Below are 26012 nucleotides of genomic sequence, written 5' to 3'. Positions count from 1 at the left end.
ATCATGCCGGGCATCAAAGCGCGTCCTGCGCGGTCTGCCAAGACGCGATGGGTCGATGCAGCGGGGTTGGCCAACCGCATCGCCCCCTTCAATTCGCCGCATTTTCCCTTATATTCATGAGTGCTGGCTTGCCAGCTATGGCGATAAACGCGCTCGTAATAACCGGACCGGACCCGGGGGCAGTACCCGGCGGCTCCACCATAACCTTATCCCGCACCACCTTCAGCAAGTGGGCGGTCTGGCATGGGGCCGAAACAGGATCGACGGACGGGTAAAGGGGATTGCTTTCGCCCGGGTGAGGCCCGTTACAGGCTCGCTTATGAAAGTTGCCAACGACAACTTTGCTGAAGAGGTCGCTCTCGCTGCGTAATGCAGCGCGGGTAATCTCGCACTAAACTCCTGGACCCTTTAGCCGGTTCAGGCGGGGCTCGGAGGCGCCTGGCAACAGAAGCCTCCACTTATCCTCATACAGACTTCACACACGGCGCCCGCAAGCCGGTTAGGCCATCCTTCACCACGCCGCGGCCCCATCTGCAGTCTAGCCGTTGATATCCGTTGACCTGCCCCGGGCTTGGGGTACCCTTTTTTCGACAGGGAGATCGGGGGAGATCGACATGGCCAAGGACCTGATGCGCTATGACTTGATGGCGCAGGACGCGCTTCGCGGCGTGGTCCGTCAGGCTCTGCTGAAAGCGGCCGGCCCCGGCGGGCTGCCCGGACAGCATCATTTCTACATCACTTTCCGCACCCAGGCACCGGGTGTGGATATCGATCCGACCCTGCTGGAAAAATACCCCGAAGAGATGACGATCGTGCTGGAACACCAGTTCTGGGACCTCGACGTCACGGAGACGGGTTTCGAGGTGACGCTGAAATTCTCCGGCGTACCGAAATACCTGAAAATGCCCTATTCGGCGATTTCCCGTTTCCACGACCCGAGCGTCGGCTTCCACCTCCAGTTCGAGCAGGACCCGGCCGAGGACGAGACCGAGGTCGCCCCGGCCGAAAAGCCCGTGGCGGCCACCGGAAGCAAGGCCGGCAAAGGCGGGAAGAAGCCGGCAGGCGGCGACGGCGCCGAAGTCGTTTCGCTGGACAGCTTCCGCAAGAAGTGATGTCGGGCTCGGACCTGGTCGCCCCGGATTTGGCCGGAACGCCGCGCGAGCCCATGAGCGCGGACGAGATCCGCACCTATCTCGGCCAGCGCGCCAACCATCCCTACGCCTCCAAACTTCTGGGTTTCCAGCTGGCCGATTTCTCGATCGAGGAACGCTGGCTGGAGGCGGACTTCCACCCCACGCAACAGCTCGCCAATCTACGCAATTCAGTGCAGGGCGGTATCGTTACGGCCATGCTCGACGAGGTGATGTCGCTGGCTGTGCTGGTGTCGGAGCGTTTCATGTGCGGCGTGCCGACGCTGGAGATCAAGACCAGCTTCTTTGCGCCCCTGCCGGTCGAGCCCTGCCGGGCGCGCGGCGTCGCCACGAAGATCGGCGGCCGGGTCGCCTTCATGGAAGGCACGATCTGGACACCGTCCGGCGAAATCGCCGCCCGCTCCAGCGCCACCTGCCAGGTCCGGCGCGTCAAGGCGGCCGGCTAGCATTGTGGCTGCGCGCGGCCGGTCACTCCTGCTCATCGTTCTGGCACAGGTCCTGGCCCTGTCGGTCTGGTTCTCAGGCGCAGCGTCACTGCCCGGTCTGATTGCCGCCGGCGACCTGCCGCCGCTGCGCCAGGCCGCGCTGACCAGCGCCGTGCAGGCAGGCTTCGTGCTGGGCGCCCTTGCCAGCGCGGTTCTGGGCCTGCCCGACCGCTTCAATGCCAGACGGGTCTTCTGCGCCGGAGCGATTATCGCTGCGCTCGCCAACATTCTGGCCCTCGCCTGCCCGCCCGGCGGCCTCGCGATGATTGCAACACGCTTTTGTGCGGGCGCTGCGCTGGCCCTAGTCTATCCGGTGGGCATGAAACTCGCGACCAGCTGGGCGCGCGGCGACACCGGGTTTCTGGTCGGCCTGCTGGTCGGAGCACTCACGCTGGGCTCGGCGCTCCCCTTTGTTTTCAGTGCCGACGGCCCGGGCATCATCTGGCAGGCTCCGTTTGCGATTTCAGCTGTTGCCGCTCTGGGCGCGGCGGCCCTGATCCTCGGCGCCGGTGACGGGCCCGGCCTGCGCCCTGCACCTCCTTTCCGGCCCGGCGCCCTTCTTCTGGCATTCAGGGATCCGGCGCTGCGTATGGCGAACCTGGGCTATCTGGGGCACATGTGGGAGCTCTACGCCATGTGGGCGTGGATCGGACCGTTCGCATTGGCTTACTGGTCGATGCACGAAGCGGGCGGACAGGCCGCGGCCATGACCGCATTCGCCGTTATCGCGATCGGCGCGCCGGCCAGCCTGATTGCCGGACATCTGGCAGACCGTGTCGGGCGCACCGCCATCACCATCGGCGCCATGGCCATCTCTGGCAGCTGCGCCATTCTGGCCGGACTGGCATTTGAAGCCCCGGCAATCGTGATGGTGACCCTGCTTCTGGTTTGGGGAATGGCGGTGATCGCGGACAGCGCACAATTCTCGGCAGCGGTGGCCGCACTCTCGCCGCCCGAACTCACCGGTACATTGCTGACCTTGCAGACCGCGCTCGGCTTCGCCCTCACCGCCGTCGTCGTGCAAGTCCTGCCGATATGGATCGGCTTTGCGGGATGGAAATGGGGGTTTGCCCCGCTTGCGATCGGTCCGTTCCTGGGCGTGATCGCGATGGCCCGCCTGCGCGCACGGCCCGAAGCGGCGCGTCTGGCTGGCGGACGCCGCTAGGCCTCTTCCAGCACTTTCACATCCTTCATCGGCCGCGCCGTGACGCAGATGCGCGGGCGTTCGCCTTCGGTCTTGGTGACCAGGAGGCGCTCGACCTGGCTGTCATCGTGAAAGACCACGCCGGTCAGTGCGTCCAGCACGGCCTTGGCGACATTGTCGACATCATGGGTCGGGCTGTCCGGCGTACGCTGGATCTCGATCTCGACCTCGTAGGCCCCCCATTTCGGGCGTGCGCGCTTGAATTCGAGGCGGAAGAACTCCCCGATCAGCGCCTTGAAACGCCGCGACTGCGTGGTCAGTGCGTCCACGCGCAAATTGAGCTCGTCGCCAGACATCAAGGCCTGAACCTTCCCTCTACCGACCCAGTTTTGCGCCTGCCCCCCACGGGCACCCGATCTGCGGCCTTGCGCATCGCTATCTTGATCGTTCATCTGCCGGTGATACACGTTCCCACCGATCACAGCCATATTCCTCCCGCACAACGCGGCCTGCAAGGAGCCTCCCCTGATGAGCGAGATGCGTACCGAGACCGACAGCTTCGGCCCCCTGGAAGTTCCGTCCGAAAAACTTTTCGGCGCTCAGACTGCGCGTTCGCTGATCAACTTCCCGATCGGCACGGAAACCATGCCCAAACCGCTCATCCGCGCGCTGGGCATCGTCAAGCGCTCGGCGGCCCTGGCCAACAAGCGCCTGGACAATATCGAGCCGGAATTCGCAGACGCCATTGCCCAGGCTGCGCTGGAAGTCGCCGAAGGCAAGCTGGACGACCATTTCCCCTTGTCTGTCTGGCAGACCGGCTCGGGCACCCAGTCGAACATGAATACGAATGAGGTCGTCTCGAACCGCGCCATCCAGATCCTGGGCGGCACGGTCGGCTCGAAGGATCCGATCCACCCGAACGATCACGTGAACCGCTCTCAGAGCTCGAACGACACCTTCCCGACGGCCATGCATATCGCTGCCGCCGAGGAGATGGTGCACAGCCTCGTGCCTGCCCTGCAGACGCTGCACAACGCACTCAACGACAAGTCGAATGCCTTCAAGGACATCATCAAGATCGGCCGTACCCACACCCAGGACGCCACGCCGCTGACCCTGGGCCAGGAATTCTCCGGCTATGTCGCGATGGTGAAAAATTCGATCCGCCGCGTGGAAGCCACGCTACCGGCCCTGCTCGAGCTTGCCCAGGGCGGCACGGCCGTCGGTACCGGCCTCAACACCAAGACCGGTTTCGCCGAAGCCTTCGCCGACGAGGTCGCGGCCTTCACCAAGCTGAAATTCGTCACCGCACCGAACAAGTTCGAGGCCCTGGCGACCAAGGACGCGCTGGTCGAGGCTCACGGCGCGCTCAACTCGGTCGCCGTCTCGCTGTTCAAGATCGCGAACGATATCCGCTTCCTGGGCTCCGGCCCGCGCTCGGGCCTGGGCGAGATCGCCCTGCCGGAGAACGAGCCGGGCTCGTCGATCATGCCGGGCAAGGTGAACCCGACCCAGTGCGAGGCGATGACCATGGTCTGCGCCCAGGTGATGGGCAATAACACGACGGTCAGCTTCGCCGGCAGCCAAGGCCATTTCGAGCTGAACGTGTTCAAGCCGGTCATTATCTACAATGTGCTGCAGTCGATCCGCCTCCTGGCCGACGCCGCCAACACCTTCACCGACAAGTGCGTTGTCGGCATCCAGGCCCGCGAGGACAATATCCGGGCGCTGATGGAGCGCTCGCTGATGCTGGTCACCGCGCTCAACTCGACCATCGGTTATGACAACGCCACGATCGTCGCCAAGACCGCCCACAAGAACGGCACCACGCTGCGCGAGGAAGCCGTGAAGCTGGGCTTCGTGACGGAGGAACAGTTCGACGCCATCGTGCGCCCGGAAAACATGCTGGGGCCGAAGGACTAGGCTAAAGGGCACCCGCCATGACCAAGCCCGTCAATCTCCGTCAGTATCGCAAGCGCAAGCAGCGCGAGGACAAGGCCGCGGCCGCCGAGGCAAACCGTGTGAAGCACGGCACGCCAAAAGCGGTCTCGGACCTGGCCAAGGCGCGGGCGGAGATGGCGGTGAAGACCCTGGACGGGCACAAGCGGGACGAGACGGACAAGCCTGACAGGGAGTAGCGCTTTCTTCCCCACCCAAGTGGGGAAGTGGGCCGATGCGCAGCATCGGGTCGAAGGGGCCGGCGCGGAGCGCCGGGAGCCGGTGACGTGTAGCGTATAGACAACGCCGCTACGCGGCGCCCCACCGTCTTGCCGCTTTGAGGCAATCCACCTCCCCACATCGTGGGGAGGAAACCCTCAGAACGGTGAGTTGAGCACCGGTACGCGGCCGTGCTTGCGGCGGTATTCGTTGATCAGGCGCTGGGCCTCTTCCGCGTCGGCGCGGGATTCCAGGAACATCATCGCCGTGGGGATGGCGGGCTGTCGCTCGGCGGTGGGTTCGAGCTCGCGGGCGAAGGCGCGCCGGAGCGAGCGGGCCGGTCCGATCTTCAGCACCGAGGAAATGTCCCGCTCGTCGCGCAGCAGCACGTAGACGCCCGGCACATCGGGGACCATCTCCGTATTGAAACGCGACAGGGCGACCGGCTTGTGCCAGCGCTTCATTCCGGCTTCTCCTGCAAGGCGTAGCGTCACGCCTCCAAACTGACCCTGCCAGATATGCCCGATCCTGTAATCAGGGAATTAACGCTGCTGCGCAGGTTTTCAACCGGTCGAGAGCGCGAGAATGCGGCTGATCTCGCTCTGGCACCTGCCGCTCTCCTCCGACCAGGCGGCGATCGCCGCCTGCGCCTTCGCGATGCCCGCTTTCGAGGTCGGCGCCTTGTCGACCACGCCCTCCCTTACCAGCGCCGCGCCGACATCCTTCGACAGGATCCAGGCGTCCCAACCAGAAAAGCGCAGGAAATACTGGGCCGTCATGCCCGACAGGCGTGAGCCGCGCTTCTTTAGAACGTCCAGCAGGCCGGGCTGGTCGCGGGCCGGCCAGTTGGCCATGAAGCGGCCGAACCCGCCATGTTCCTTCGAGATATCGGCGACAAAGCCGGCATTATGGACCGTGGCGAGAATCTTCTGGCCATTGCGCACGATACGCTCGTCCGAGGCGAGCCGGTCCACATCATCGTCGGAATAGAAGCTGACCTTCACCGGGTCGAACCCGTCAAAGGCCGCCTCGAAACCGGGCCATTTCGCCTCGATCACCTTCCACACGAAACCGGCCTGGAAGACGCAGCGCGTCATTGAGGAAAGCCAGCGATCATCCGGGGTATCCGCGATTTCCTGCGCCGTGAGAGGGTGGCCGTGAGCCGCCAGGCGCGCGTCCAGATCGGGATGGTGCATCCGGGCCATCGCCTCGATCTCGCTGAAGTTTTTCATGCCTTGCCTCCGCTGGTCATTGAGATATGGCGCCATTTTCGCCGCGCGCAACTTGTCCCCGCCCCTCCTGGCCCGGCCTAGGCTGGATGGAAACGGGAGACAGACATGCCAGACCTCAGCCGCGCCGCCCTTGACGCCGTGGCGTCAGCGCGCCCGCAGAGCGCCACCATCATCGCCGCCATCCGGCCGCACCTGCCCGGCGCGCTCGCCGCCGTCGCAATCGACACGCCCCTGCGGCAGGCCCACTTCCTCGCCCAGATCGCCCATGAGAGCGACGGCTTCGCCACCCTGACCGAATATGCCAGCGGACGCGGCTATGAGGGCCGGACCGATCTGGGCAATACCCGGCCCGGCGACGGGGTGCGCTATAAGGGCCGCGGCCTGATCCAGCTGACCGGCCGCGCCAATTACCGCCGGTTCGGCCGCCGCCTGGGTATCGATCTGGAGGCTGAACCCCGGCGCGCTGCCGACCCCGATGTCGCGGTGCGCACGGCCTGCGCCTACTGGCAGGACCGGCAACTGAACGTCCATGCCGATCGCGACGATCTCGTCGCCATCACCTTTGCCGTCAATGGCGGGCTCAACGGTCTAGCTGACCGCCGCCAGCGGCTGATCCGCGTGCGGGCCGCGATGGACCGCAGTCTCGACTGGAGCCCGGCACCGCATCCCGTACTACAGCGCGGGGCGCGGGGCCCGGCGGTCGCCAGCCTGCAATACGCGCTGCGTCGGGCGGAATGCGATGTGCGGATCGATGGCGATTTCGGTCCCGCGACGGAACGCGCGCTACGCCGTCTCCAGACGCAGACCGGACTGGCGGCCGACGGGATCGCCGGACCGTCGGTCTGGACGGTGCTTCTGAGGCGCCCGGCGCTTGCCAGCGCGCACGCGCCGGGCGACAAACCGGACATGCCGCTCGTCAAACGCTCGCTGTCCCTCGCCGGTCACCGCACCAGCCTGTCGCTCGAACCGGAGTTCTGGGACGAGATCGACCGGGCCATAGCCGAGGACGGGCGCTCGCTTGCCGGGCTTGTCGCCGAGATCGACGAGGCACGCGGCGAGGATCCGCTGGCCTCGTCCATGCGGGTCTGGGTGCTCGAACGCCTGCGTACCGGGCGTTAGCGAGGTTTAGTGGCTGCGCGCCAGCCAGGCTCCCACGTCCGGATTGGTATCGTCGAACAGGACCGGCGGATGTCCGCAGTCCCAGCCCGGCGCCAGGCGATCGGCCGCCTCGCGCGCGACGAGATTGGCATTGCGCAGGGCCGAGGCATCGACATGCGCAATGGCGCAGGCCGTGTGCGTACCGCGCGGGTCGAGCGTGGTGACGATCAGCGTGTTGGGCTCTTCCAGCCCGCCGGACACTTCCAGCATTTCCGGCGGATTGTAATGGATGTAACGGTGGATGGTGGCGAAGGCCGCGCCATCGCGCAGCCGCCATTCGACGACATCGTTGAAACCGCCGAACAGGCCGCGCATGGGCGGTGCGATGAAGTCAGAGATCGTCCCGCCGGCGCGGGCGTAGGCGATGGCCGCCCCGTGCTCGCCAGCCGCGATCTGGAACAACCAGCCATCATGACCCGTGCACCGGATCTCGACACCGGGTTGGTCAGCCAATTGCCGCTCGGAGCAGGTCTCGTCGATGCGCGTATAGGTGCTGTCGATTGACTGGGCCGCGGCAACGCCGGCCAGCGAGACCGCCAGCGCGGCCCCAATCATGATCCGTATGGACATTCCGCTCTCCCCCTGCAGACGCCGCAGCCTAGCGTGCCTGCAGGGAGAGGCAAGCGGACCGTCTAGTCGGCCATGGCCGGCTCGGCGACACGAGCCCGCAGCTTGACGAAATGCTCGTCCCAGCCCGCATCGTGGCCGCACAGCTGTTCGAAGACATCGACGGGCGCGCCCTGGAAACCGTCATGGACCAGCTTGACCAGCGTGCCCGAGGCAACCTCGCTCAGCGTCCACTCCACCCGCGTGACATGCTCGCCCAGCCATTTGTGGGTGAAAGTGTAGACCAGCCGGGACGGTGCCTCGGCCTCGATGACCTCGCCCCAGCAGACACAGGCATCGGGTTCCTCGGTGCTCTTGACGAGCCGGTAGGGTCCGGGCGTGTCCAGCGGGCGATCCGACGGGTGGAACCAGCGCCCCAGGCAAGCACTGTCTGTGAGGAATTCCCAGACCCGCTCACGCGGCGCCTTGAGGAATAGCGACTTCTCGATCTTGGCCTCAGCCATGCTCTTTCTCCACTTCTTCTTTCAGTTTGCTCAGCTTGTCGTCCCAGAAGGCGTCAAAGCGGGAAACCCAGTCGGCGACCTGCTGCAGGGGCGCGGCGTTGAGCCGGTTGAACCGCTCGCGGCCGCGCGCCTCGACGCTGATCAGCCCGCCATCGCTGAGCACTTTGAGATGCTTGGCGACAGCGGGGCGGGTCATGTCGAACCGCTCCGCCACATCCCCGACGCTCATCGCGCCCTCGGAGAGAAGCGCGAGAATTTCCCGCCGTGTCGGGTCGGCGATTGCCCTGAAGATATCCGGTCTGTCCATGCGGGGCCTCCATATGAAACCATCTGGTTTCTTTTATATGGAACCGATTGGTTTCATGTCAAGCGCCACCGTGGTTCGGCTTGACGCTTGACGCATTCCGCAGTGAAACCGGAGATGTGAGCGATTCAGATGGGCAATCCTGGCTGGGACAGATCGCCAAGGCCTTCCGCGATGGCCGGGGCCCGGCGTTGTGGGTGCTGGGCATTGGTGTCGGGCTTGTGGCCGGCTATGCCACCCTCGCCCTGCGCCTGGGGATTTCCGCCGTCGAGCGCGGCGCCTTCGGCGTCACCGAAATCCACCTCGCCTCGGCCGCGTCGCACCTGCCGGCCTGGCGCATTGTCCTGATCCCGCTGGCCGCCGGCTTCATCATCGCCGGCATGCTGTGGCTGGGCCGGCGCTGGAACCTGTCGCCGGACACGCGCGGCACCGGCGTCGCCGATGTTCTGGAAGCGCGCGCCGTGAAGGCCGGCCGGATGGATCTGAAATCGGGGCTCTATTCCGCTGTCATGTCGGCGATCTCGCTGGGCGGCGGCGCCAGTGCGGGCCGCGAAGGCCCGGCCGTGCATCTGGGCGCCACCCTCGCCTCGCAATTCGGCAAATGGCTGAATATGCCCGCGCGCGGCAGCCGCATCCTGCTCGCCTGCGGCGCCGCAGCAGCCGTCTCGGCCAGTTTCAACGCGCCGGTTGCCGGTGCCCTCTTCGCCTTCGAGGTCGTGCTGGGTCACTACGCCCTGCGCACCATCGCGCCGGTCGCCTCCTCCTCCATCGTTGGGGCGCTGATCGTGCGCCATCATTTCGGACAGGACCCGGTCTTCGGCCTGCCGGAAATGGCCGCGGCCAGCGTGTGGGACTTCCCGGCGGCCGCCGCCCTCGGCTTTGCCGCGGCCGGCCTCGCCATCGTGTTCAATCGGGGTGTCATCTTCCTGCCGGCCAGGCTGGGCCAGTGGATGGAGCGCATGCATCTGCCAGTCTGGCTACTGCCCATCCCCGGCGGCCTGCTGATCGGCCTCATCGCTCTCATCGCCCCGGAAATCCTCGGCGTGGGCTATGAAGCCACCTCCAATGCCCTGCGCGGCGAATACGCCTTCCAGCAGCTTATCCTCTTCATCGTGCTGAAAACGGTGGCGACCGTGCTCTCGCTCGGCTTCCGCTTTGCCGGCGGCGTATTCTCGCCTTCCATGTATCTGGGTGCCATGCTGGGCGCCGCCTTCGGTATCGCACTCAGCGCCGTTCTGGGCGAACATACGGCCGGACCGGGATTCTTTGCCGTGATCGGCATGGGCGCAGTCTCCGGCGCCGTACTGGGCGCGCCGCTCTCGACCACGCTGATCGTGTTCGAGCTGACCACGAGCTACGAGGCTTCGGTCGCGGTACTGCTGGCCGTGTCACTGGCGACCGTGCTGTCACAATCGGCGCTGGGCGGCTCGCTGTTCCAGCTGCAGGTCCAGCGCAAGGGTTATGACCTCTCCGGTGGATCGAGCCGGCTGGTGCTGCAGACGATCCGTGTGCGTGACGTGCTGGTACCGCTGGACGATTGGGGCAAGTCGGAAATCCCCGACAAGACCTGCGTTTTCGAGGATGACACGCTGGGCCGGGCATTGGGCGTGCTGGATGCCGAACAGGTCGACGGTGCTGCTGTGCGCCAACGCACGGGCGAACAGGCCGTCATCGGCTGGATCGCCAAGGCCGACGCCCAGGCCGCCTATGCCCGCCGGCTCGCCGAAATCAGCGAGGAAGAACACCGTTAAGACAGTTTCGCCTGTCGCGCGAACCGGTTAGCGCTCTGGAAAGGATGTCCCGCTATGGTGGCAAAATGACACTGGGCGGGCTGCATATGACAACGCAGGACGGCACAGCCCTCGGCGCGGGCGTGCTGAGTGCGGATGCGCTTGCCGCCGCCAATATCAATCCCGTCACCGGTCTGGCCACGGACTATCTCAACCACTTCAACGAGGTGGTTATGCTGATGGAAATGCTGCCGGACATGCCCGATTGCGCCGGCGATGTGCTGGACTGGCAGCCGCTGGATTATTGCGGCCATTTCCGCCAGTCCGCCTTCAAGGACAAGGATCTGGCCATCCTCGCCTATGCTGCGGCACCGCGAGCCGTGCGCGCACATCTGGAAACGCTGATCCTGCAGATCGACAATGCCGTGATCGAGGCCCAGGACCGGTTGCGCAGCGGCACCGACGATGCGACCTGCCGGGCCGTCGCATCCCTAGCGACCGAAGAGATCAAACCGCTGATCGCAGCAGCCTCCGGCACGATCCATGGCCGCGAGGAAGGCGAGGACGACTTCGCCGACGAGACCGCCCAGGCCGACATCGACGCCCTGTTCGGCTGAACCGCAAAACTCGCCATCTCATATAATATTGACGCCCCCGCCGGTTTTGCCGCGCCGGATTAACCGTGCGTTGGCCGCCGGCGAGTCATAGCTCGGAGAAAGACAGACACCGGAGACCGACCATGCCGATCATGAACTGGGATGCCTCGCTCGATGTGGGCGTGGAATCGATGAATGACGACCACGGCCGGATCCTGGACCTGATGAACGCGATCCACGATCGCGCCGCCACCGGCGAGACGGGTGCCGCCATGACCGCGCTCGTCGACCAGCTGGCCCGCGTCACGCTCGCGCATTTCCGCGACGAGGAAGCCTATATGGCCAGCGTCAATTTCCCCGGCCTCGCCGCGCACAGGCTGATCCATGCCGACCTGCTGAAGACGTTCGCAGCGCATGCCGACACCATTCGCGCCAATGGCGGCCAGGTCCCGTCCGGCTTCCTCGATTTTCTCGGAACCTGGCTGGCAGATCACATTATGGGCACCGACATGGAATACGCGCCCACCATGCCGCTGAAAATGGCGGGGTAGCGGGATGGACTCACCCCCTTCGACCTCACCCGGCCCCAGGCCAGGCTCGGCCACTTCCCCCGCTTCGCAGGGGAAGCCTTGGATCAGGGCTCACCCCGCTTGCGGGGGAGCTGTCGGCGAAGCCGACTGAGGGGGCGATGCGCAGCACCGCAGAGCGCGCAGCGCGCACAAAGACCCCGAACAAAATACGAACAATTGCACATCCCGGTCTTGGGATTGCTCGCCAATCGGTCCAGACTGTCGCGCTATTGCGACTCGAAGGCGGCACCCAAGACACGATGTCCAACCTCTCCATTTCCGACATGGCGCGCCCGGCGCCGCCGACGCCCTATCTTGAAGGGCTGAACGCGCAGCAGCGCGCCGCGGTGGAAGCGCTGGACGGGCCGGTGCTGGTGCTGGCCGGGGCCGGCACGGGCAAGACGCGCGTGCTGACGACCCGCCTTGCCCACATCCTCGCCACTGGCCGCGCCCGGCCGTGGGAAATCCTCGCCGTCACCTTCACCAACAAGGCCGCGCGCGAGATGAAGGAACGGGTCGGTGCGATCATCGGCGAGGCGGTCGAAGGCGTGCCCTGGCTGGGCACCTTCCACTCCATCTCGGCCCAGATCCTGCGGCGCCATGCCGAACTGGTGGATCTCAAGTCCTCCTTCACCATCCTGGACACGGACGACCAGCTGCGCCTCTTGAAACAGATCATCCAGGCGGAAAATATCGACGAGAAACGCTGGACACCGCGCCATCTGGCCAGCCTGATCGATGGCTGGAAGAACCGGGGCCTCAAGCCCGAGCAGCTGGGCGAAGAGGATAAATGGTCCTTCGCCGAAGGCCGCGGCCAGGGTCTTTACACCATCTATCAGGAGCGCCTGCAGACCCTCAATTGCTGCGATTTCGGCGATCTCCTGCTGCACACGCTGCACATTTTCAAGGACAATCCGGACGTCCTGAAGACCTATCACGACAAGTTCCGCTACCTGCTCGTCGACGAGTACCAGGACACGAACGTCGCCCAGTATCTCTGGCTGCGGCTGCTGGCCCAGGGCACGGGCAATATCTGCTGCGTGGGCGATGACGACCAGTCGATCTATGGCTGGCGCGGCGCCGAGGTCGACAACATCCTGCGCTTCGAAAAGGACTTTCCGGGCGCTGAGGTGATCCGGCTGGAGCGCAATTACCGCTCGACCGCCCACATTCTGGGTGCCGCCTCGGGCCTGATCGCCGCCAACCGTTCGCGCCTGGGCAAGACACTGTGGACCGAGGACGAGGCCGGCGAGAAAGTCGCCGTACGCGGTATCTGGGACGGTGAGGCCGAGGCCCGCTATGTCGCCGAGGAGATCGAGAACTGGGTCTCCTCGGGCCGCGCCTATTCCGACAGCGCCGTGCTGGTGCGCGCCGCCTGGCAGATGCGCGCTTTTGAAGACCGTTTCATCATGCTGGGCCTGCCCTACAAGGTGATCGGCGGACCGCGCTTCTTCGAGCGCGCCGAGGTGCGCGATGCCCACGCCTATCTGCGCCTCGTCCGCTCGCCCGAGGACGATCTCGCCTTCGAGCGCATCGTCAACACGCCCAAGCGCGGCATCGGCGACACCACGGTGCAGAAGATCGCCGTGACCGCCCGCCAGATGGGTGTGCCGATGACCGAGGCCGCCCGCGTCATGGTTGGCACGGACGAGATCCGCGGCAAGGCCCGCACCGCGCTGCAGGTCTTCCTGCGCGACATGGAACGCTGGCGCGACCAGGCCGGGCAGAGCCGGCTGGACGAGCTCGCCGAGATCGTGCTCGACGAAAGCGGCTATACGGCGATGTGGCGCGAGGACAAGACGCCCCAGGCCGCCGGCCGTCTGGAAAACCTCAAGGAACTCGTCCGCTCCATGGGCGAGTACGACACGCTGGAAGCCTATCTGGAACACGTCGCGCTGCTGACCGACGCAGACCGCGCGGCCGACGAGGACGAGGTCTCCCTGATGACGCTGCACGGCGCCAAGGGGCTGGAATTCCCGCTCGTCTTCCTGCCGGGTTGGGAAGAGACCGTCTTCCCCTCCCAGCGCTCGCTCGACGAGGGCGGCACGCGCTCGCTGGAGGAGGAACGCCGCCTCGCCTATGTCGGCATCACCCGCGCGCGCGAACGCGCCATCATCACCTTCACCGCCAACCGCATGATCTATGGCCGCTGGCAGACGGTGATCCCCTCGCGCTTCATCGACGAGCTGCCGGTCGACCATGTCGAGGCGCGCTCGGAGACCGGCTATTATGATGGCGGTCCGGGCTTTGAAAGCGTGCGCCAGCAGCCCGACGCCATGGCCTCGAGCTATTCCAGCCCCGGCTGGAAACGCTACCAGGCCTCCCAGGCCGAAGGCCGCCGCTCCGCCCCGCCCACCATCAACGCCAAGGCCACGTTGATCGAGAGCGGCGACACAAACGGCCGCTGGAAATCGGGCGACCGCGTCTTCCACGACAAGTTCGGCTACGGCACGGTCAAGAAAGCCGACGGCGCCAAATACACCGTCCGCTTCGACAAGGCCGGCGAGAAGAAGGTCGTCGAGAACTTCCTGCGGGAATTGCCTTAGGCCTTCTGGGGTCCGGCGAGCTCGGCTGACAGCGCTCCACGAACCCGAATACAACCTATAATATTTTTATTGACATCACAACCCAAGCGTCGCTATGCATCTTTGCGACGTTCCGGGGGTGAAGATGGCGTTTATTGCTAACATTGTCTGGTTTGTTTTAGGAGGATTTGTAATAGGAACAATATACCTTCTTGGGGCCATTATTCTTTTTCCATTACTTCCTTTTCTGCTTCCCATGGTCGGATACTCTTACTGGCCCTTCGGCCGTCGGCCTGTCTCCCGCACGGCTGTGAATGCCTACAAGGAAGCCCGTGGCATGCCGATCCACGAAGACGGACTTTCAAACGCATCTGCTGCTATCAAATTCCTCGCAAACGTGGTTTGGGTTTTCACATTCGGGGTTTTGCTCGCCCTCATGCATCTCCTTGCGGGACTGGCGAATCTCGTTGCGTGCGCCCTGATCGTTACGATTCCCGTATGCCTTCCGAATGCTTTGGCCCATTTCAAACTTGCACCCGTTGCGTTTGCGCCGTTTGGGGTCACTCTCGTGCCAACAAAGCTTGCCGAGGACATTATTGTCGCCTCGGCGACGAAACGGCTCTAGCTTTCGCTCGACAGTGGTGCCGAGTATTGGAGTTCGCCTGGACACTTCCCGTCCGGAAGACAGATGCCGACCGTCACCCACTCCTGCCACGACGCTGTCAGCACGCTCTGCCATCCTGGCTTGGCAGCCGGGCGCGGGCGGGGTGGAGTGTGGCGGACACGTAAACGAGGCCAGGCCATGCTCCAGCGCTGCGGATGGGTGAATATCGACGATCCGATCTATGCCGAGTACCACGACACCGAATGGGGTGTGCCCGAGTATGACAGCCGGGCCCTGTGGGAGAAGCTGATGCTGGACGGGTTCCAGGCCGGCCTCGCCTGGATCACCATATTGCGCAAGCGCGAGACGATGCGGGCCGCCTTTGACGGTTTCCAGCCCGAGATCATCGCCCGCTATACCGATGCCGACCGCGAACGCCTGCTGGCCGATCCGGGCATTATCCGCTCCAGATCCAAGATCGAGGCGGCTATCGGCAATGCCCGGGCCTATCTGGACATGCGCGAGGGCGGCATCGATTTCTCGGAGCATTTGTGGAGCTTTGTCGGCGGCGCGCCGATCCAGAATGCCTGGCCCTCGCTGAAGGACACGCCCACGAAGACCGTCGAGAGCGAGGCCCTGTCGAAGGATCTGAAGAAACGCGGCTTCAAATTCGTCGGCCCGGTGATCGTCTACGCCTTCATGCAGGCCGTCGGCATGGTCAATGACCACGAGCCCCGCTGCCACCGCCATGAGCCGGTGAAACGGCTGGTGCGCTAAGCCGAATAACCTTGTGGTTGCACAAATTGCAACTATTGCCTTAAACTGCACTTCGATCACGCGGAGGGTTAAGGCATGCGTATCCTGGCTTTTCTTCTTGCGAGCGCGTCGCTTTCGGCCTGCGCCAGCGATCTCATTGTGACCCAGTCCCCACGCAAATTGAGCACAGGGGATAATACGTCAATTGACGAGTACGGCCTGCCGATGCGCTTGCCTGCACTGGTACGGATCGACGGGCATTTCACCACCCGGAACGGCAAGTCCGGTTGCGATCAAGTCGAAGCCAGCCAGACCGGCGTCTACCCGCTGGGTGAACTCTACTACATCGACATTGAACCCGGCCCGCTCGCCTCGGGCGACCTCACGGTGCAGTATGCTGCAAACGGGTTGGTTTCCTCCGTCGCAATGGACTCGGAGCCCGTTGCAAGCCAGGCCGCCGAGGCCGCGACAGGTTTTGTTGGGGCCCTCAACGACCTGATATCGATCGGCGATGATGCGGCCCAAGGCGATAGGGCTGACACCAGCGACACTGACGCAGCGAATCTACGCGCTTCCGTTGCCGGCCTGGCCTGCACAGGCGGGTTCCACCCGACCGGTTACCAAATCCTGACACAGGCCGAATCCGGGGAAGCCGAGTAGGCCCCTACGCAATACCGTCAGCCTCTCCCCCGAACGGGGGATCGTGCGGCTGGCGTGGCGAGTCTAATCGTGATCGTGCGGCCACCACTTCATCCCGGTCCTGGTGGCCGTGCGATGCGGGGCCCTCCAAGGCCGCACCAGACCCGCGTCCTCGCACCCTCGCACGACTGGTGCGACGGTTCCCGCATCGCCTCCCCATTCCTTTGCTGACAGGCTTTTCGCCCCGCCCGGCGGGCCTCCCCTGAACCGGGGATACCCGCCTCATGACCCCGCTCCTAGGCTCCCCGTCATTGTGAGGGACCTGAACGCTCCAAGGAGGGGACACCATGAAACGCCTTGCTACCTTCGCCATGATCGCCGCCATCGGCCTTGCTGCGCCGGCCTCGGCCCAAACCTTCGGCTCGGTCAATCTGCGCGCCGGCTTCACGCCGGATCCGTATCGCACGACGGTGACATCCGGCGGCACCATTGCCGCCAGCAATCTGTTCAACAACTGCACCGGCTGGGTCGCCGACAATGTCGACTTCGCCGTCAACTACAGCGCCGGCAGTTTCAACCTGACCTTCTCGGCCAGCTCGACCGCCGACACGACGCTGATCATCCAGGCGCCGAACGGCAACTGGTATTGCGATGATGACAGCGGCAACGGTCTCAACCCGATGGTGACGATCGGCAATCCGACCTCAGGCCGCTATTCGGTCTGGATCGGCTCCTACCGTCAGGGCGAATACGCCCAGGCCACGCTGTCGGTTTCCGAAATCGGACGGCAATAGTGATGAAGGCGCATCATCTTGCACTCATCCCGGCGCTGGCTCTCGCGGTCAGCGCCTGCGCCAGCACGTCCGGAAGCGGCGGTGGCGGCGGCCGGATCAATGGCGTCTTCGGCTCGGTCTCCCTGCAGGCCGGCTTCACGCCGGATCCCTACCGGGTCAATGTCGTCGCCGGCGGCACCTACGAGTCCGCCCGCGAGCTGGGCACCCAATGCCGTGGCTGGACGACGGGCGATGGCAGCTATGTGCTCTACTACACGGCCGGCCAGTATCCGCTGACCATCTCCGCCACATCCAACAGCGACACAACGCTGATCGTGGGCCTGCCAAACGGCGGTTTCCTGTGTGACGACGATTCCGGTCCGGGTCTGAACCCCCAGATTTCGATCAACCGTCCGGGCTCTGGCGGCTATGCGATCTGGGTCGCGACCTATGCCAGTGGTCAGACGGCTCCGGCCGTGCTTTCGATCTCCGAGGTCGGCCAGCGCTGATCCCGTGTGCCGGGGGCGGAACCTCCTGCCTCCGGCACGCCAGCCGCTCGGCGATGTGACGCGGGTTTCACGTGACAGGCGCGCCGGCGCGGCGCTAGTTTTCCGGTCCCGTCACCCGATGAACCGGAGCTGCGCCCCATGACCCGTCTTCTCCTTCCGCTTGCCGCCAGTTTCGCCCTCACCGGTTGCGCCTATCTGGAAGGTGGCCGAAATGAGGACCTGCCCTCGGCCTCAGAACTGGGCGCCGGCGATTGCCGCCAGGCCGGACCGCAGGACGCAGCCGCGCCCGGCGAGTGGATCTGCGACAATGGCGACAGCCCCTTCCAGCGCACCCGGCCGCGCCACCGGGTCGAGGACAACTGATCCGGCCGGATCAGTCCTTCAGTGCCTTCGCATGGTGGCGCAGATGGTCTTCCATGAAACTGGCGATGAAATAGTATGAATGGTCGTATCCGGGGTGCCGGCGCAAGGTGAGTAACTGGCCCGCCTCGCGGCACGCCGCTTCGAACATTTCCGGCTTCAGCTGTTCCTCGAGAAATTGGTCGGCCTCGCCCTGGTCGATCAGGATATGCGCCTCGGACGGCTGGCGCTTCACCAGCTCGCAGGCATCGTGCTCGCCCCAGGCCGGGCATTCATCGCCGATATAGGCCTGGAAGGCCTTGCGGCCCCACGGCACTTTCGACGGCGCCACGATCGGCGAGAAGGCCGAGACCGAGCGATAGCGGGCGCGCTGCTTGAAGTGCAGGGTGAGCGCGCCATGCCCGCCCATGGAATGCCCGAAAATCCCCTGCCGCTCCATATCGGCGGGAAAGGCCGAACCGATCAGGGCGGGCAATTCCTCGGTGATGTATTGCTGCATCCGGAAGTTCGGCGCCCAGGGCATTTCCGTGGCGTCGATATAGAAGCCCGCCCCCTGGCCCAGATCATAGGCCTCGTCATTGGCGACATCCTCGCCGCGCGGCGAGGTGTCCGGCGCCACGACCATCAGTCCCAGCTCGGCCGCCATGCGCTGCAGGCCGGATTTCTCCATCACATTCGACCAGTTGCAGGTCAGCCCGGAGAGATACCACAGCACGGGCACCGGTCCGTCCTTCGCCTGGGGCGGCGTGAAAACGGCAAAGCGCATCGTGCAGGCACAGGCCTCGCTGTCATGATCATGGACAGACAGCGTGCCGCCGAAAGACGTCCAGCTGGAAACGGGTTGGAGGGTCAAGGCGATGTCCTTTCTTCAAACCGGTATGCGAGTACTCTGCTGCACGGACTGGGTCCGGTTCCGCCTCCGTCTGAACCTGTTGGCGGCCGGGTCATGATGTCGCGTCGGTGGGAATGCTGGAGAGCGGAACAGCTTCAATATTCAACTTTTCGCCTGCCAGCTTCAACATGCGCCTGTCTGCGCTGATCAACGGAAGACCGTCGCGCCGCGCGAGGCACATGTAGAGACAATCGTAGACGGGATGGTCCATCTCGGCCGCCACCGCCAGAGCCTCTTCGACCAGTGTCTCATCCGGATGGATGCTGATCAGCGCGGCCAGCTTCCGGATTGACAAGCGCATATCAGCAACCTGGACATCGCCGCGCCGGATATAGGTCCAGAAGGCATTGGCCGTCTCTGACAGGAGAATGGCGGGCGCAACGAGGTCATAGCGACGCAATACCGCTGCCGCCTGATCGCTGTAGCTGTCTTCGACGAAGATTTTCACCGCGACGCTGGCATCAAGAACACAGGCCGTCAAACCGAATGATCCTTGTCGCGGTCTTCCCGGATAATCTGCGTGGCGTCCTTGAAAGCCGGTCTCGATCGCTCGCGCACGCCCCTCGCAAAGGCGATCAGATCCTCACGGTCCTCACGGGCCTTCATGGCCAGCACCTCCCGCAGGAATTGCTCCAGCGATTTGTCCTCCCGCGCCGCCATGCGCTTGAGGTTGGCGACCACATGATCGTCGAGATTGCGGATGATGACCTGGCCCATGCGCGCCTCCTGATATCATGGCGATATCATAACAGGCCCGCAGGCCAGGCCCAAGCGTGGATCAATATTCCACCACGCTGCGGATGCTCTCGCCGGCATGCATCAGGTCGAAGCCCTTGTTAATGTCCTCCAGCTTGAGCTTGTGAGTGATCAGGCTGTCGATATCGATGCGGCCTTCCATGTACATGTCGACGATCTTGGGCACATCGGTGCGGCCGCGTGCGCCGCCGAAGGCCGAGCCGCGCCAGTTGCGGCCGGTGACCAGCTGGAAGGGACGGGTGGAGATTTCCGCGCCGGCCGGCGCCACGCCGATGACGATGGAGGTGCCCCAGCCCTTGTGGCTGCATTCCAGCGCCGTGCGCATCACATCGACATTGCCGATGCATTCAAACGTGTAGTCGGCCCCGCCGCCGGTCAGCTCCACCAGATGGCCGACGAGATCACCTGTCACATCCTTGGGATTGACGAAATCGGTCATGCCGAACTGGCGCGCCATGCTTTCCTTGGCCGGGTTCATATCGACCCCGACGATCTGGCGCGCGCCGATCAGTTTGAGACCCTGGATGACATTGAGACCGATCCCGCCCAGACCGAAGACGACGGCCGTGCAGTTCGGCTCGGCCTTGGCGGTGAACATCACCGCGCCGATGCCCGTGGTCACGCCGCAGCCGATATAGCAGATCTTGTCGAAGGGCGCGTCCTTGCGAACCTTGGCCAGCGCGATCTCGGGCAGGACGGTGTAGTTGGAGAAGGTCGAGCAGCCCATATAGTGCAGGATTTTCTCGCCCTTGTAGGAGAAGCGCGAGGTGCCGTCCGGCATCACGCCCTGGCCCTGGGTCGAGCGGATCGACTGGCACAGATTGGTCTTGGGATTGAGGCAGTATTCGCAGGTCCGGCATTCCGGCGTGTAGAGCGGGATGACGTGATCGCCGGGCTTGAGCCCCGTCACGCCCGGGCCGCACTCCACCACCACGCCCGCGCCCTCATGGCCCAGGATCGCCGGGAAGGCACCTTCCGGGTCAGCGCCGGAGCGGGTGAATTCGTCCGTATGGCAGATCCCCGTCGCCTTGATCTCGACGAGCACCTCGCCCGCCTGCGGGCCCTCCAGGTCGACCTCGACGATCTCGAGCGGTTTTGCGGCTTCGAAGGCGACAGCGGCACGCGTTTTCATGGAGCTCTCCCGGGATTCCAGACCGATTGCAGAACCCGTGTTTCGCACTCCGGGACCGGGAGGTCAAAGGCGTACGCGGCTGCAAAAAGCAGATTTTGCTGCGCAGCAAACCTCTTGAAACGCGGACGGAACGAAACGACGTCGCACACCGTTGGGTCACTGGGGAGGGCGCAAGGAGTTTGTCATGTTTCCGTCTCTTCCCCCCGCCGGCTGGCGCGTCTCCGCGACCGCCATACTGATCGCCCTTTCCGGTACGGCCGCCCAAGCCGAGGGATTCCGCATCCAGGAATACAGCGTGCGCGATCTCGGCCTCGCCAATTCCGGCAATGCCGCCTACGCTGCCGACGCGTCGACCGTCTTTTCCAACCCTGCCGCCCTGCCACAGCTGGACGGGCGTCAGCTCAATGTCGGCCTGCATGGCATTCTGGGCAATGGCGCGTTCACCGATACCGGATCGACCGATGCCACCGGCGCTCCGCTGAGCGGCGGCAATGGCGGCGACCTGTTCAACGATGCCGTCATCCCCAATGCCTATTACGCCCAGCCGATCGGCGACGGGCGCTTCTGGTTCGGCATCGGGCTGACCGCGCCCTTCGGCCTCACCACAGATTATGATGATGGCTGGGTCGGCCGTTATCAGACGCTCGAATCCGATCTGACCATCATCGACATCAACCCCTCGCTCGGTTTTGTCGTGAATGACTGGCTGTCGCTGGGTGTAGGCGTCAGTGCGCAATATGCCAGCGTGAAACTGACCAATACTGTCGATTTCGGGGCCCTGTGCCTGGGACAGGTGGAACCGGCCGCGCCGGGCACGTGTTCGTCCATCGGTGCCCTGCCCCAACAGGCGGACGGCTTCGTCAAGCTCGACGGCGACGACTGGACGCTCGGCTATAATCTGGGTGCGCTGATCACCCTCACCGATGCCACACGCCTGGGCCTGGCCTACCGGTCCGGTGTCGATCACGGTATCGAGGGCGACGCGCAATTCTCCACCCCGGCCTCGATCGCACCGATCCTCGATCCGGCCTTCACCGACAGCCAGGCCTTTGCGCCGCTGAACCTGCCGGCCCGCTTCTCGGTCAGCCTGCATCACCAGGCCACCGAACGCCTGGCCCTGACCGGTGATGTCAGCTGGTCGCAGTGGGAGCGGTTCGACGGGATTTCGGTCGATTTCGACAATCCGGCCCAGCCGGACACGGTGGAAACCCTCAATTACGACAACACGATCCGCTACTCCGCCGGTGCCGAATACGCCGTGAATGCGGCCTGGACCGTGCGCGGGGGCGTCGCCGTCGAGGAAACGCCGACCGATCCGGACTTCCGCTCGCCGCGCGTGCCCGATGCCGACCGCACCGTCGCCGCGCTAGGCGCCTCCTGGACCCCGCGCGCGAATGTCACGCTGGACGCCGGCTACCAGCACATCTTCTTTGAGGATGCGCAGATCGAAGAGACGGGAAATGGCGGCGACACGCTGACCGGGGTCTATGACGAGAACGCTGCCGACCTTGTCGCCCTGGGCCTGACCTGGCGCTTCTGATACCTGCCGGACCGGACAACCGCGCTAGGAGGGTGACGCCGCGGCGTTGCCGGACTAGTTTCGCGCCTCTTTCATACGTCCCGGAGTGATGTGAATGAGCGCGGTTATCCGGTCCACGGGCCTCTGGACCCCCGACGAATCCGTTTCCAACGATGAACTCGTCGCCTGCTTCAACGCCTATGTCGAACGTTTCAATGCCGAGAATGCCGACGCCATTGCGCGCGGTTCAGTCGAGGCAAAGAACCCCTCCTCCTCCGGCTTCATCGAGAAGGCCTCCGGCATCAAGTCGCGTTACACGATCGACAAGGCCGGCGTGCTCGATGTCGACCGTATGCGTCCGCGGGTGAAGCCGCGCGCCAATGACGAGCTCGCCCTGACCGCGGAAGCCGGCGTTGCCGCCGCCCGCGACGCACTGGCCCGCGCCGGCCGCGACCCGAAGGACGTCGATGCCGTGATCTGCTCGGGCACTTCGATGCAGCGCACCTATCCGTGCATGGCGATCGAGATGCAGGACGCGCTGGGCATTGAGGGCTTCGGCTTTGACATGACCGTGGCGTGTTCCTCCGGCACGTTCGGCATGGTCAATGCCATCAACATGATCGATACCGGCATGGCGAAATCCGTGCTGGTCATCGTGCCGGAAATCACCACGCCGCAGCTCAATTTCCGCGACCGCGACAGCCATTTCATCTTCGGCGATGTCGCCGTGGCCGTGCTGATCGAGCACGAGGATGTCGCCGGCGGCGAAGGCTGGCGCGTGGTCGGCCGCAACATGATGACGAAATTCTCCAACAATATCCGGTCGAATTTCGGCTTCCTCAACGCCTCCGAGGATCCGGAACCGGATTTCGACGACCGCTATTTCGTCCAGGAAGGCCGCAAGGTCTTCAAGGAAGTCTGTCCCATGGTCGCCGAGATGATCCTCAACGACATGGCGAGCTTCGGTCTCAAACCGGACCAGATGAAGCGCCTCTGGCTGCACCAGGCCAATATCAACATGAACATGATGGTGGCCAAGCGCGTCTTCGGCCGCGAATTCGACGTCAGCGAAGCGCCGGTCATTCTCGACGAGTTCGCCAATACGGCGGGCGCAGGCTCGCTGGTCGCCTTCCATCGCCATCATGACGGTTTCGAGCCTGGCGAGAAGGGGCTAATCTGCTCCTTCGGCGCGGGCTATTCCGCCGGCACGGTGTTTGTCGAGAAGCTCTGAACGGGCAAGTCAGCGGCCTATTTGCGGCCGCTCAAAGCCACGGCCAGCCTGAAGACCGCAAAGCCGATACCGCACACCGAACTGGCGACCAGCAGGATTGTCATGTCGGGCTGGTAGAGGTTGAACGTCGCGAGCGGTGCGCCGAAGAGTTTGGGCACCAGGTCGATCAGCACCCAGGCCATGGCAAGCGTCGCGATCAGCGGGAAGACGAGGCTGAACAGGCCGAAAGCCCCCGTTTTCGCCCGCAGGCCGTCCCGGCGTATCCACGCCGTCGCGATACCGGCCAGGAAGAGAACGGGCAACACCAGCAGCATGAGATAGAGGCTCTTCGCCCCCAGATGGTTGCCGCCGCTCTGTGGCGCCTCCCCCAGCGCGATCGCCGCAAAGCCCGCGAGAATATCTCCCGTCACGCCAAACCCCATGCCGCTGTTGGCATTGACGAGAACGACACCGCCTCTGGGCTCCGCGCGGGACAGGACAGCGATGGTTTCGACCCCGGGGGTCAGCCCTGTGTGGTAGGCCGCATCGGCCTCGGCATCGAGGAACCAGCCAAACCCGTAGTGCGGCGAGGCCGCACTGGCCGGGCTCAGCATCAGGGCCTTGTGCCCGGCGCTGATCAGATCGTCCTCGCCATTCATCATCATCGCGAGATAGCGCGCCATATCAGACGCGCTGGCCATCACGCCCCCTGCCGGCGCCATGCCGCGCACCGTCCGGCGGTCGGCCACCGGGCGGCGGCCACCAAACCAGGGTGTATGGCCGGTGGCCATTGTTTCGTGAGCCTGGCCATCGGCGACGAAACTGTCGTCCATCCCCAGCGGCGCAAGGATCCGTGTCTCGATATAGTCGCCGTATTCAAGGCCGCTGACCGTCTCGATCAGCGCCCCGAGGATGAGGTAGTTGGCGTTGGAATACTGCCACCGGCTGCCGGCCTCGCTGGCAGGCGCTGCCGCCGCCAGCTGACGGACGCGCTCAGCCAGCTCACCGGCCCCGCCCGTCCGGTCGGTGTGGGACTGGTTGCCCTGCAGCGTGGAATAGCCACTCGTATGGCTCAGCAATTGGCGGATCGTGATGGTTCCGCCGGGCTGGCCGTCGAACGCATCCAGATAGTCGCCAATGCCGTGATCGAGCTCGACCCGGCCGGCCTCGACCAGCTGCATGATGGCGAGTGCTGTGAAACTCTTCGAGATCGAGCCGAGCGCGAAGGGCGTGTCTTGTGTGACCGGCAGGTCACTGCCCGCCACACGCTCACCGCGTTCGCCCCGCTGCACATCACCGGTCTCGATGAGCGCATAGGCCAGACCGGGCGCCGATGCCCGCGGCACAGCCCGGTCGAGAAACACCTCGACGTCTCCCGATTGCGCGTGGTCCTGCGAAAAAACGGGTGCGGTCAGACACAGCAGTCCCACGATCGCCAGATAACGCCACATTCGATGTCCCCCACCCTTGTCTTTACCTGACCTAGCAGGCACCGGCCGCTGGCACCACTGTCCGGCTCGTGTCCCTAGTCGTCATGCTCGACGCAGATCGCCTCGCTGTCGGCAGGCGTGAGCGCTTCATTCAGCAGGGCGCACCGCGCCCGGCCTGCCGCGCCGGGCTCCGGCCGGTAATGCCGGCAGGTCCGGCACACGCCGAAGGCCCGGCCGCCGCGCCGTCGCAAAAGATCGGACAGAACCGCCCGCAATCCTCCGGACATGTCCTCGCCGCGCGCTGCCTCCACACTGCGCACCGCGGCATCCAGCGCATCCATCGGATCGCCGGCCAGCGTCTCCCGCCCCGCCGCAGTCAAGGCCAGCGACAGGCGCCGCCGGTCGCCGGCGACCGGCTCCTTCGTCACGAGTTGCTTGGATTCCAGCGCATTGAGCGATTGCGACACCGTGCCCTTGGTCAGATTGAGATAGGCGGTCACGGCCGAGGGCGTGCGGGAAAACCGGTTGGCCAGGAGCAGGAAGCGCAGGATTTCCCATTGCACGGGTTTCAGCCCGCGAGCATGCGCCTCATTCTGGATGAGGCGTGACAGGCGTTCGAGCAAATGCGTGGTCGGTGAGTGTCCGGACATGCCTGAACGTATCGAGTCAAAACAGGTCTTGCAAACCCCGTATTCACGCCCTAGCTTTTAAATGTATCGAGTCGATACCTTTAAGCAAAAGGACATCCAATGCCCCATCTCACCCCCTTCCCGCACGCCGAAGCGGCGGGCGAGCGCAAGCAGCTGATGGACGCCGTGAAGGGCCAGTTCGGCGCCGTCATCAACATGTTCGGCACCGTCGCCCACTCTCCGGCCGCGCTGAAATCCATGCTCGGCAGCTTCCAGGCGCTGGGCGGCGGGCGCATCGATGCCGCCCTCGGCGAAAAGATCGCCGTGGCGATCGCCAACCGGAATGACTGCGAATACTGCCTCTCCGCTCATACCGTGCTGGGTACCAAGGCCGGCGAAACACCCGCCGCGATGGAGGCCGCCCGCACCGGCAAGGCCGCCGATCCGCGCACACAGGCCGCCCTCGACTTCGCGCTCGCCGTTGTCGAACAACGCGGCCATGTCGGCGCCGGTGCTGTCGAGCGCCTGCGTGAGGCCGGGTTCGACGATGAGGAAATCGTCGAGATCGTCGCCCATGTCGCGCTCAACCTCTTCACCAATTATGTGAATGTCGTGTTCGGCGTCGAGGTCGACTTCCCCCGTGTCAAACCCCGCCAGGCCGCTTGATAAAACGGATAGCCCG

Annotated in this window: 31 protein-coding genes and 1 other RNA gene; 20 read left to right on the top strand and 12 right to left on the bottom strand. The window is 64.6% G+C overall.

Annotated elements, in window-relative coordinates:
- The first annotated feature begins 82 nt into the window (after nt 1–82).
- From ssrA to ACXAJV_RS05320, 4 genes are all read left to right on the top strand, one after another.
- Nucleotides 83–459, top strand: a transfer-messenger RNA (tmRNA) gene (ssrA, locus tag ACXAJV_RS05335).
- A gap of 155 nt (nt 460–614) precedes the next feature.
- Complete coding sequence (locus ACXAJV_RS05330; protein ID WP_475082752.1) at nt 615–1112, top strand: SspB family protein; 498 nt, start codon at nt 615–617, stop codon at nt 1110–1112.
- Nucleotides 1112–1597: a PaaI family thioesterase gene (locus ACXAJV_RS05325; protein WP_475082750.1), complete on the top strand. Its 486-nt coding sequence runs from the start codon at nt 1112–1114 to the stop codon at nt 1595–1597. The genes ACXAJV_RS05330 and ACXAJV_RS05325 overlap by 1 nt, the downstream gene beginning before the upstream one ends.
- A 4-nt stretch (nt 1598–1601) precedes the next feature.
- Nucleotides 1602–2801: an MFS transporter gene (locus ACXAJV_RS05320; RefSeq protein WP_475082748.1), complete on the top strand. Its 1200-nt coding sequence runs from the start codon at nt 1602–1604 to the stop codon at nt 2799–2801.
- On the opposite strand, the gene ACXAJV_RS05315 is transcribed toward ACXAJV_RS05320, so the two are convergent.
- On the bottom strand, nt 2798–3136 hold the full coding sequence (locus ACXAJV_RS05315; RefSeq protein WP_475082745.1) for a RusA family crossover junction endodeoxyribonuclease: 339 nt from the start codon (nt 3134–3136) through the stop codon (nt 2798–2800). The genes ACXAJV_RS05320 and ACXAJV_RS05315 overlap by 4 nt on opposite strands.
- A 172-nt stretch (nt 3137–3308) precedes the next feature.
- On the opposite strand from ACXAJV_RS05315, the gene fumC reads away from it, so the two are divergent.
- Together fumC and ACXAJV_RS05305 are read left to right on the top strand one after the other, a co-directional pair.
- Complete coding sequence (gene fumC / locus ACXAJV_RS05310; protein ID WP_475082743.1) at nt 3309–4703, top strand: class II fumarate hydratase; 1395 nt, start codon at nt 3309–3311, stop codon at nt 4701–4703.
- A 17-nt stretch (nt 4704–4720) separates the two neighbouring features.
- Nucleotides 4721–4918: a DUF4169 family protein gene (locus ACXAJV_RS05305; protein WP_475082741.1), complete on the top strand. Its 198-nt coding sequence runs from the start codon at nt 4721–4723 to the stop codon at nt 4916–4918.
- Nucleotides 4919–5095: 177 nt separating this feature from the next.
- Here the strand turns inward: ACXAJV_RS05305 and ACXAJV_RS05300 are convergent, their stop codons facing one another.
- Complete coding sequence (locus tag ACXAJV_RS05300; RefSeq protein WP_475082739.1) at nt 5096–5401, bottom strand: hypothetical protein; 306 nt, start codon at nt 5399–5401, stop codon at nt 5096–5098.
- Between the two features lie 99 nt (nt 5402–5500).
- Nucleotides 5501–6169 carry a DNA-3-methyladenine glycosylase I gene (locus ACXAJV_RS05295; RefSeq protein WP_475082737.1) on the bottom strand — a complete coding sequence of 223 codons (669 nt, stop codon included), beginning with the start codon at nt 6167–6169 and terminating at the stop codon, nt 5501–5503.
- A 105-nt stretch (nt 6170–6274) separates the two neighbouring features.
- Here ACXAJV_RS05295 and ACXAJV_RS05290 point away from each other — a divergent pair, with 105 nt between their 5' ends.
- Nucleotides 6275–7288, top strand: coding sequence for a ribbon-helix-helix domain-containing protein (locus ACXAJV_RS05290; protein ID WP_475082735.1), 1014 nt, complete (start codon nt 6275–6277; stop codon nt 7286–7288).
- A gap of 6 nt (nt 7289–7294) precedes the next feature.
- Here ACXAJV_RS05290 and ACXAJV_RS05285 read toward each other — a convergent pair whose 3' ends face one another.
- The 3 genes from ACXAJV_RS05285 to ACXAJV_RS05275 form a co-directional block, all read right to left on the bottom strand.
- Nucleotides 7295–7897: a hypothetical protein gene (locus ACXAJV_RS05285; protein WP_475082732.1), complete on the bottom strand. Its 603-nt coding sequence runs from the start codon at nt 7895–7897 to the stop codon at nt 7295–7297.
- Between the two features lie 62 nt (nt 7898–7959).
- Nucleotides 7960–8397, bottom strand: a complete 438-nt coding sequence (locus ACXAJV_RS05280) for an SRPBCC family protein (protein ID WP_475082731.1) — start codon at nt 8395–8397, stop codon at nt 7960–7962.
- A complete protein-coding gene (locus tag ACXAJV_RS05275; protein WP_475082729.1) occupies nt 8390–8704 on the bottom strand; it encodes an ArsR/SmtB family transcription factor in 315 nt (104 codons plus the stop codon). Before ACXAJV_RS05275 ends, ACXAJV_RS05280 begins: the two co-directional genes overlap by 8 nt.
- A 116-nt stretch (nt 8705–8820) precedes the next feature.
- Here ACXAJV_RS05275 and ACXAJV_RS05270 point away from each other — a divergent pair, with 116 nt between their 5' ends.
- From ACXAJV_RS05270 to ACXAJV_RS05225, 10 genes are all read left to right on the top strand, one after another.
- Nucleotides 8821–10452, top strand: a complete 1632-nt coding sequence (locus ACXAJV_RS05270; protein ID WP_475082726.1) for a chloride channel protein — start codon at nt 8821–8823, stop codon at nt 10450–10452.
- A gap of 86 nt (nt 10453–10538) precedes the next feature.
- Complete coding sequence (locus ACXAJV_RS05265; protein ID WP_475082724.1) at nt 10539–11048, top strand: hypothetical protein; 510 nt, start codon at nt 10539–10541, stop codon at nt 11046–11048.
- Between the two features lie 122 nt (nt 11049–11170).
- Complete coding sequence (locus tag ACXAJV_RS05260; RefSeq protein ID WP_475082722.1) at nt 11171–11578, top strand: bacteriohemerythrin; 408 nt, start codon at nt 11171–11173, stop codon at nt 11576–11578.
- Nucleotides 11579–11856: 278 nt separating this feature from the next.
- Complete coding sequence (locus ACXAJV_RS05255) at nt 11857–14142, top strand: ATP-dependent helicase (RefSeq protein WP_475082720.1); 2286 nt, start codon at nt 11857–11859, stop codon at nt 14140–14142.
- 124 nt (nt 14143–14266) lie between these two features.
- Nucleotides 14267–14746, top strand: coding sequence for a YccF domain-containing protein (locus tag ACXAJV_RS05250; protein ID WP_475082718.1), 480 nt, complete (start codon nt 14267–14269; stop codon nt 14744–14746).
- Nucleotides 14747–14923: 177 nt separating this feature from the next.
- Nucleotides 14924–15502, top strand: coding sequence for a DNA-3-methyladenine glycosylase I (locus ACXAJV_RS05245; RefSeq protein WP_475082716.1), 579 nt, complete (start codon nt 14924–14926; stop codon nt 15500–15502).
- 75 nt (nt 15503–15577) lie between these two features.
- Nucleotides 15578–16141, top strand: coding sequence for a hypothetical protein (locus tag ACXAJV_RS05240; protein WP_475082713.1), 564 nt, complete (start codon nt 15578–15580; stop codon nt 16139–16141).
- A 326-nt stretch (nt 16142–16467) separates the two neighbouring features.
- Complete coding sequence (locus tag ACXAJV_RS05235; RefSeq protein ID WP_475082712.1) at nt 16468–16914, top strand: peptidase S1; 447 nt, start codon at nt 16468–16470, stop codon at nt 16912–16914.
- Nucleotides 16915–16916: 2 nt separating this feature from the next.
- Nucleotides 16917–17402, top strand: a complete 486-nt coding sequence (locus ACXAJV_RS05230) for a peptidase S1 (protein WP_475082710.1) — start codon at nt 16917–16919, stop codon at nt 17400–17402.
- Nucleotides 17403–17540: 138 nt separating this feature from the next.
- Nucleotides 17541–17765, top strand: a complete 225-nt coding sequence (locus tag ACXAJV_RS05225; RefSeq protein ID WP_475082709.1) for a hypothetical protein — start codon at nt 17541–17543, stop codon at nt 17763–17765.
- Nucleotides 17766–17775: 10 nt separating this feature from the next.
- Here ACXAJV_RS05225 and fghA read toward each other — a convergent pair whose 3' ends face one another.
- From fghA to ACXAJV_RS05205, 4 genes are all read right to left on the bottom strand, one after another.
- Nucleotides 17776–18615 (bottom strand): S-formylglutathione hydrolase, encoded by an 840-nt coding sequence (gene fghA / locus ACXAJV_RS05220; protein ID WP_475082707.1) that lies wholly within the window; start codon nt 18613–18615, stop codon nt 17776–17778.
- Between the two features lie 91 nt (nt 18616–18706).
- Complete coding sequence (locus tag ACXAJV_RS05215) at nt 18707–19135, bottom strand: type II toxin-antitoxin system VapC family toxin (protein WP_475082704.1); 429 nt, start codon at nt 19133–19135, stop codon at nt 18707–18709.
- Complete coding sequence (locus ACXAJV_RS05210) at nt 19132–19371, bottom strand: FitA-like ribbon-helix-helix domain-containing protein (RefSeq protein WP_475082702.1); 240 nt, start codon at nt 19369–19371, stop codon at nt 19132–19134. Before ACXAJV_RS05210 ends, ACXAJV_RS05215 begins: the two co-directional genes overlap by 4 nt.
- Nucleotides 19372–19432: 61 nt before the next feature.
- Entirely contained in the window at nt 19433–20542 is a 1110-nt protein-coding gene (locus ACXAJV_RS05205; RefSeq protein WP_475082700.1) for an S-(hydroxymethyl)glutathione dehydrogenase/class III alcohol dehydrogenase, read from the bottom strand.
- 184 nt (nt 20543–20726) lie between these two features.
- On the opposite strand from ACXAJV_RS05205, the gene ACXAJV_RS05200 reads away from it, so the two are divergent.
- Entirely contained in the window at nt 20727–22082 is a 1356-nt protein-coding gene (locus tag ACXAJV_RS05200) for an OmpP1/FadL family transporter (RefSeq protein WP_475082698.1), read from the top strand.
- 94 nt (nt 22083–22176) lie between these two features.
- Nucleotides 22177–23292 (top strand): beta-ketoacyl-ACP synthase III, encoded by a 1116-nt coding sequence (locus ACXAJV_RS05195; RefSeq protein WP_475082695.1) that lies wholly within the window; start codon nt 22177–22179, stop codon nt 23290–23292.
- A 17-nt stretch (nt 23293–23309) separates the two neighbouring features.
- Here ACXAJV_RS05195 and ACXAJV_RS05190 read toward each other — a convergent pair whose 3' ends face one another.
- Complete coding sequence (locus tag ACXAJV_RS05190) at nt 23310–24722, bottom strand: serine hydrolase domain-containing protein (protein WP_475082692.1); 1413 nt, start codon at nt 24720–24722, stop codon at nt 23310–23312.
- Nucleotides 24723–24796: 74 nt separating this feature from the next.
- The gene (locus ACXAJV_RS05185) at nt 24797–25351 is read right to left on the bottom strand and encodes a MarR family winged helix-turn-helix transcriptional regulator (protein ID WP_475082690.1); all 555 of its coding nucleotides are present in this window, start codon (nt 25349–25351) and stop codon (nt 24797–24799) included.
- 99 nt (nt 25352–25450) lie between these two features.
- On the opposite strand from ACXAJV_RS05185, the gene ACXAJV_RS05180 reads away from it, so the two are divergent.
- Entirely contained in the window at nt 25451–25996 is a 546-nt protein-coding gene (locus ACXAJV_RS05180; RefSeq protein WP_475082688.1) for a carboxymuconolactone decarboxylase family protein, read from the top strand.
- Nucleotides 25997–26012 lie beyond the last annotated feature (16 nt).

The organism is Maricaulis sp. ABE4_448, from assembly GCF_056160825.1.
This window is presented reverse-complemented; position numbering and strand designations above follow the sequence as displayed.

Bases quoted from the DNA above. Each gene is read 5' to 3' on its own strand.
- ACXAJV_RS05330 (WP_475082752.1), top strand. From the start codon at position 615: ATGGCCAAGGACCTGATGCGCTATGACTTGATGGCGCAGGACGCGCTT.
- ACXAJV_RS05325 (WP_475082750.1), top strand. From the start codon at position 1,112: ATGTCGGGCTCGGACCTGGTCGCCCCGGATTTGGCCGGAACGCCGCGC.
- ACXAJV_RS05315 (WP_475082745.1), bottom strand. From the start codon at position 3,136: ATGTCTGGCGACGAGCTCAATTTGCGCGTGGACGCACTGACCACGCAG.
- fumC (WP_475082743.1), top strand. From the start codon at position 3,309: ATGAGCGAGATGCGTACCGAGACCGACAGCTTCGGCCCCCTGGAAGTT.
- ACXAJV_RS05305 (WP_475082741.1), top strand. From the start codon at position 4,721: ATGACCAAGCCCGTCAATCTCCGTCAGTATCGCAAGCGCAAGCAGCGC.
- ACXAJV_RS05300 (WP_475082739.1), bottom strand. From the start codon at position 5,401: ATGAAGCGCTGGCACAAGCCGGTCGCCCTGTCGCGTTTCAATACGGAG.
- ACXAJV_RS05295 (WP_475082737.1), bottom strand. From the start codon at position 6,169: ATGAAAAACTTCAGCGAGATCGAGGCGATGGCCCGGATGCACCATCCC.
- ACXAJV_RS05290 (WP_475082735.1), top strand. From the start codon at position 6,275: ATGCCAGACCTCAGCCGCGCCGCCCTTGACGCCGTGGCGTCAGCGCGC.
- ACXAJV_RS05285 (WP_475082732.1), bottom strand. From the start codon at position 7,897: ATGTCCATACGGATCATGATTGGGGCCGCGCTGGCGGTCTCGCTGGCC.
- ACXAJV_RS05280 (WP_475082731.1), bottom strand. From the start codon at position 8,397: ATGGCTGAGGCCAAGATCGAGAAGTCGCTATTCCTCAAGGCGCCGCGT.
- ACXAJV_RS05275 (WP_475082729.1), bottom strand. From the start codon at position 8,704: ATGGACAGACCGGATATCTTCAGGGCAATCGCCGACCCGACACGGCGG.
- ACXAJV_RS05265 (WP_475082724.1), top strand. From the start codon at position 10,539: ATGACAACGCAGGACGGCACAGCCCTCGGCGCGGGCGTGCTGAGTGCG.
- ACXAJV_RS05260 (WP_475082722.1), top strand. From the start codon at position 11,171: ATGCCGATCATGAACTGGGATGCCTCGCTCGATGTGGGCGTGGAATCG.
- ACXAJV_RS05255 (WP_475082720.1), top strand. From the start codon at position 11,857: ATGTCCAACCTCTCCATTTCCGACATGGCGCGCCCGGCGCCGCCGACG.
- ACXAJV_RS05250 (WP_475082718.1), top strand. From the start codon at position 14,267: ATGGCGTTTATTGCTAACATTGTCTGGTTTGTTTTAGGAGGATTTGTA.
- ACXAJV_RS05245 (WP_475082716.1), top strand. From the start codon at position 14,924: ATGCTCCAGCGCTGCGGATGGGTGAATATCGACGATCCGATCTATGCC.
- ACXAJV_RS05240 (WP_475082713.1), top strand. From the start codon at position 15,578: ATGCGTATCCTGGCTTTTCTTCTTGCGAGCGCGTCGCTTTCGGCCTGC.
- ACXAJV_RS05235 (WP_475082712.1), top strand. From the start codon at position 16,468: ATGAAACGCCTTGCTACCTTCGCCATGATCGCCGCCATCGGCCTTGCT.
- ACXAJV_RS05230 (WP_475082710.1), top strand. From the start codon at position 16,917: ATGAAGGCGCATCATCTTGCACTCATCCCGGCGCTGGCTCTCGCGGTC.
- ACXAJV_RS05225 (WP_475082709.1), top strand. From the start codon at position 17,541: ATGACCCGTCTTCTCCTTCCGCTTGCCGCCAGTTTCGCCCTCACCGGT.
- ACXAJV_RS05210 (WP_475082702.1), bottom strand. From the start codon at position 19,371: ATGGGCCAGGTCATCATCCGCAATCTCGACGATCATGTGGTCGCCAAC.
- ACXAJV_RS05205 (WP_475082700.1), bottom strand. From the start codon at position 20,542: ATGAAAACGCGTGCCGCTGTCGCCTTCGAAGCCGCAAAACCGCTCGAG.
- ACXAJV_RS05200 (WP_475082698.1), top strand. From the start codon at position 20,727: ATGTTTCCGTCTCTTCCCCCCGCCGGCTGGCGCGTCTCCGCGACCGCC.
- ACXAJV_RS05195 (WP_475082695.1), top strand. From the start codon at position 22,177: ATGAGCGCGGTTATCCGGTCCACGGGCCTCTGGACCCCCGACGAATCC.
- ACXAJV_RS05190 (WP_475082692.1), bottom strand. From the start codon at position 24,722: ATGTGGCGTTATCTGGCGATCGTGGGACTGCTGTGTCTGACCGCACCC.
- ACXAJV_RS05185 (WP_475082690.1), bottom strand. From the start codon at position 25,351: ATGTCCGGACACTCACCGACCACGCATTTGCTCGAACGCCTGTCACGC.
- ACXAJV_RS05180 (WP_475082688.1), top strand. From the start codon at position 25,451: ATGCCCCATCTCACCCCCTTCCCGCACGCCGAAGCGGCGGGCGAGCGC.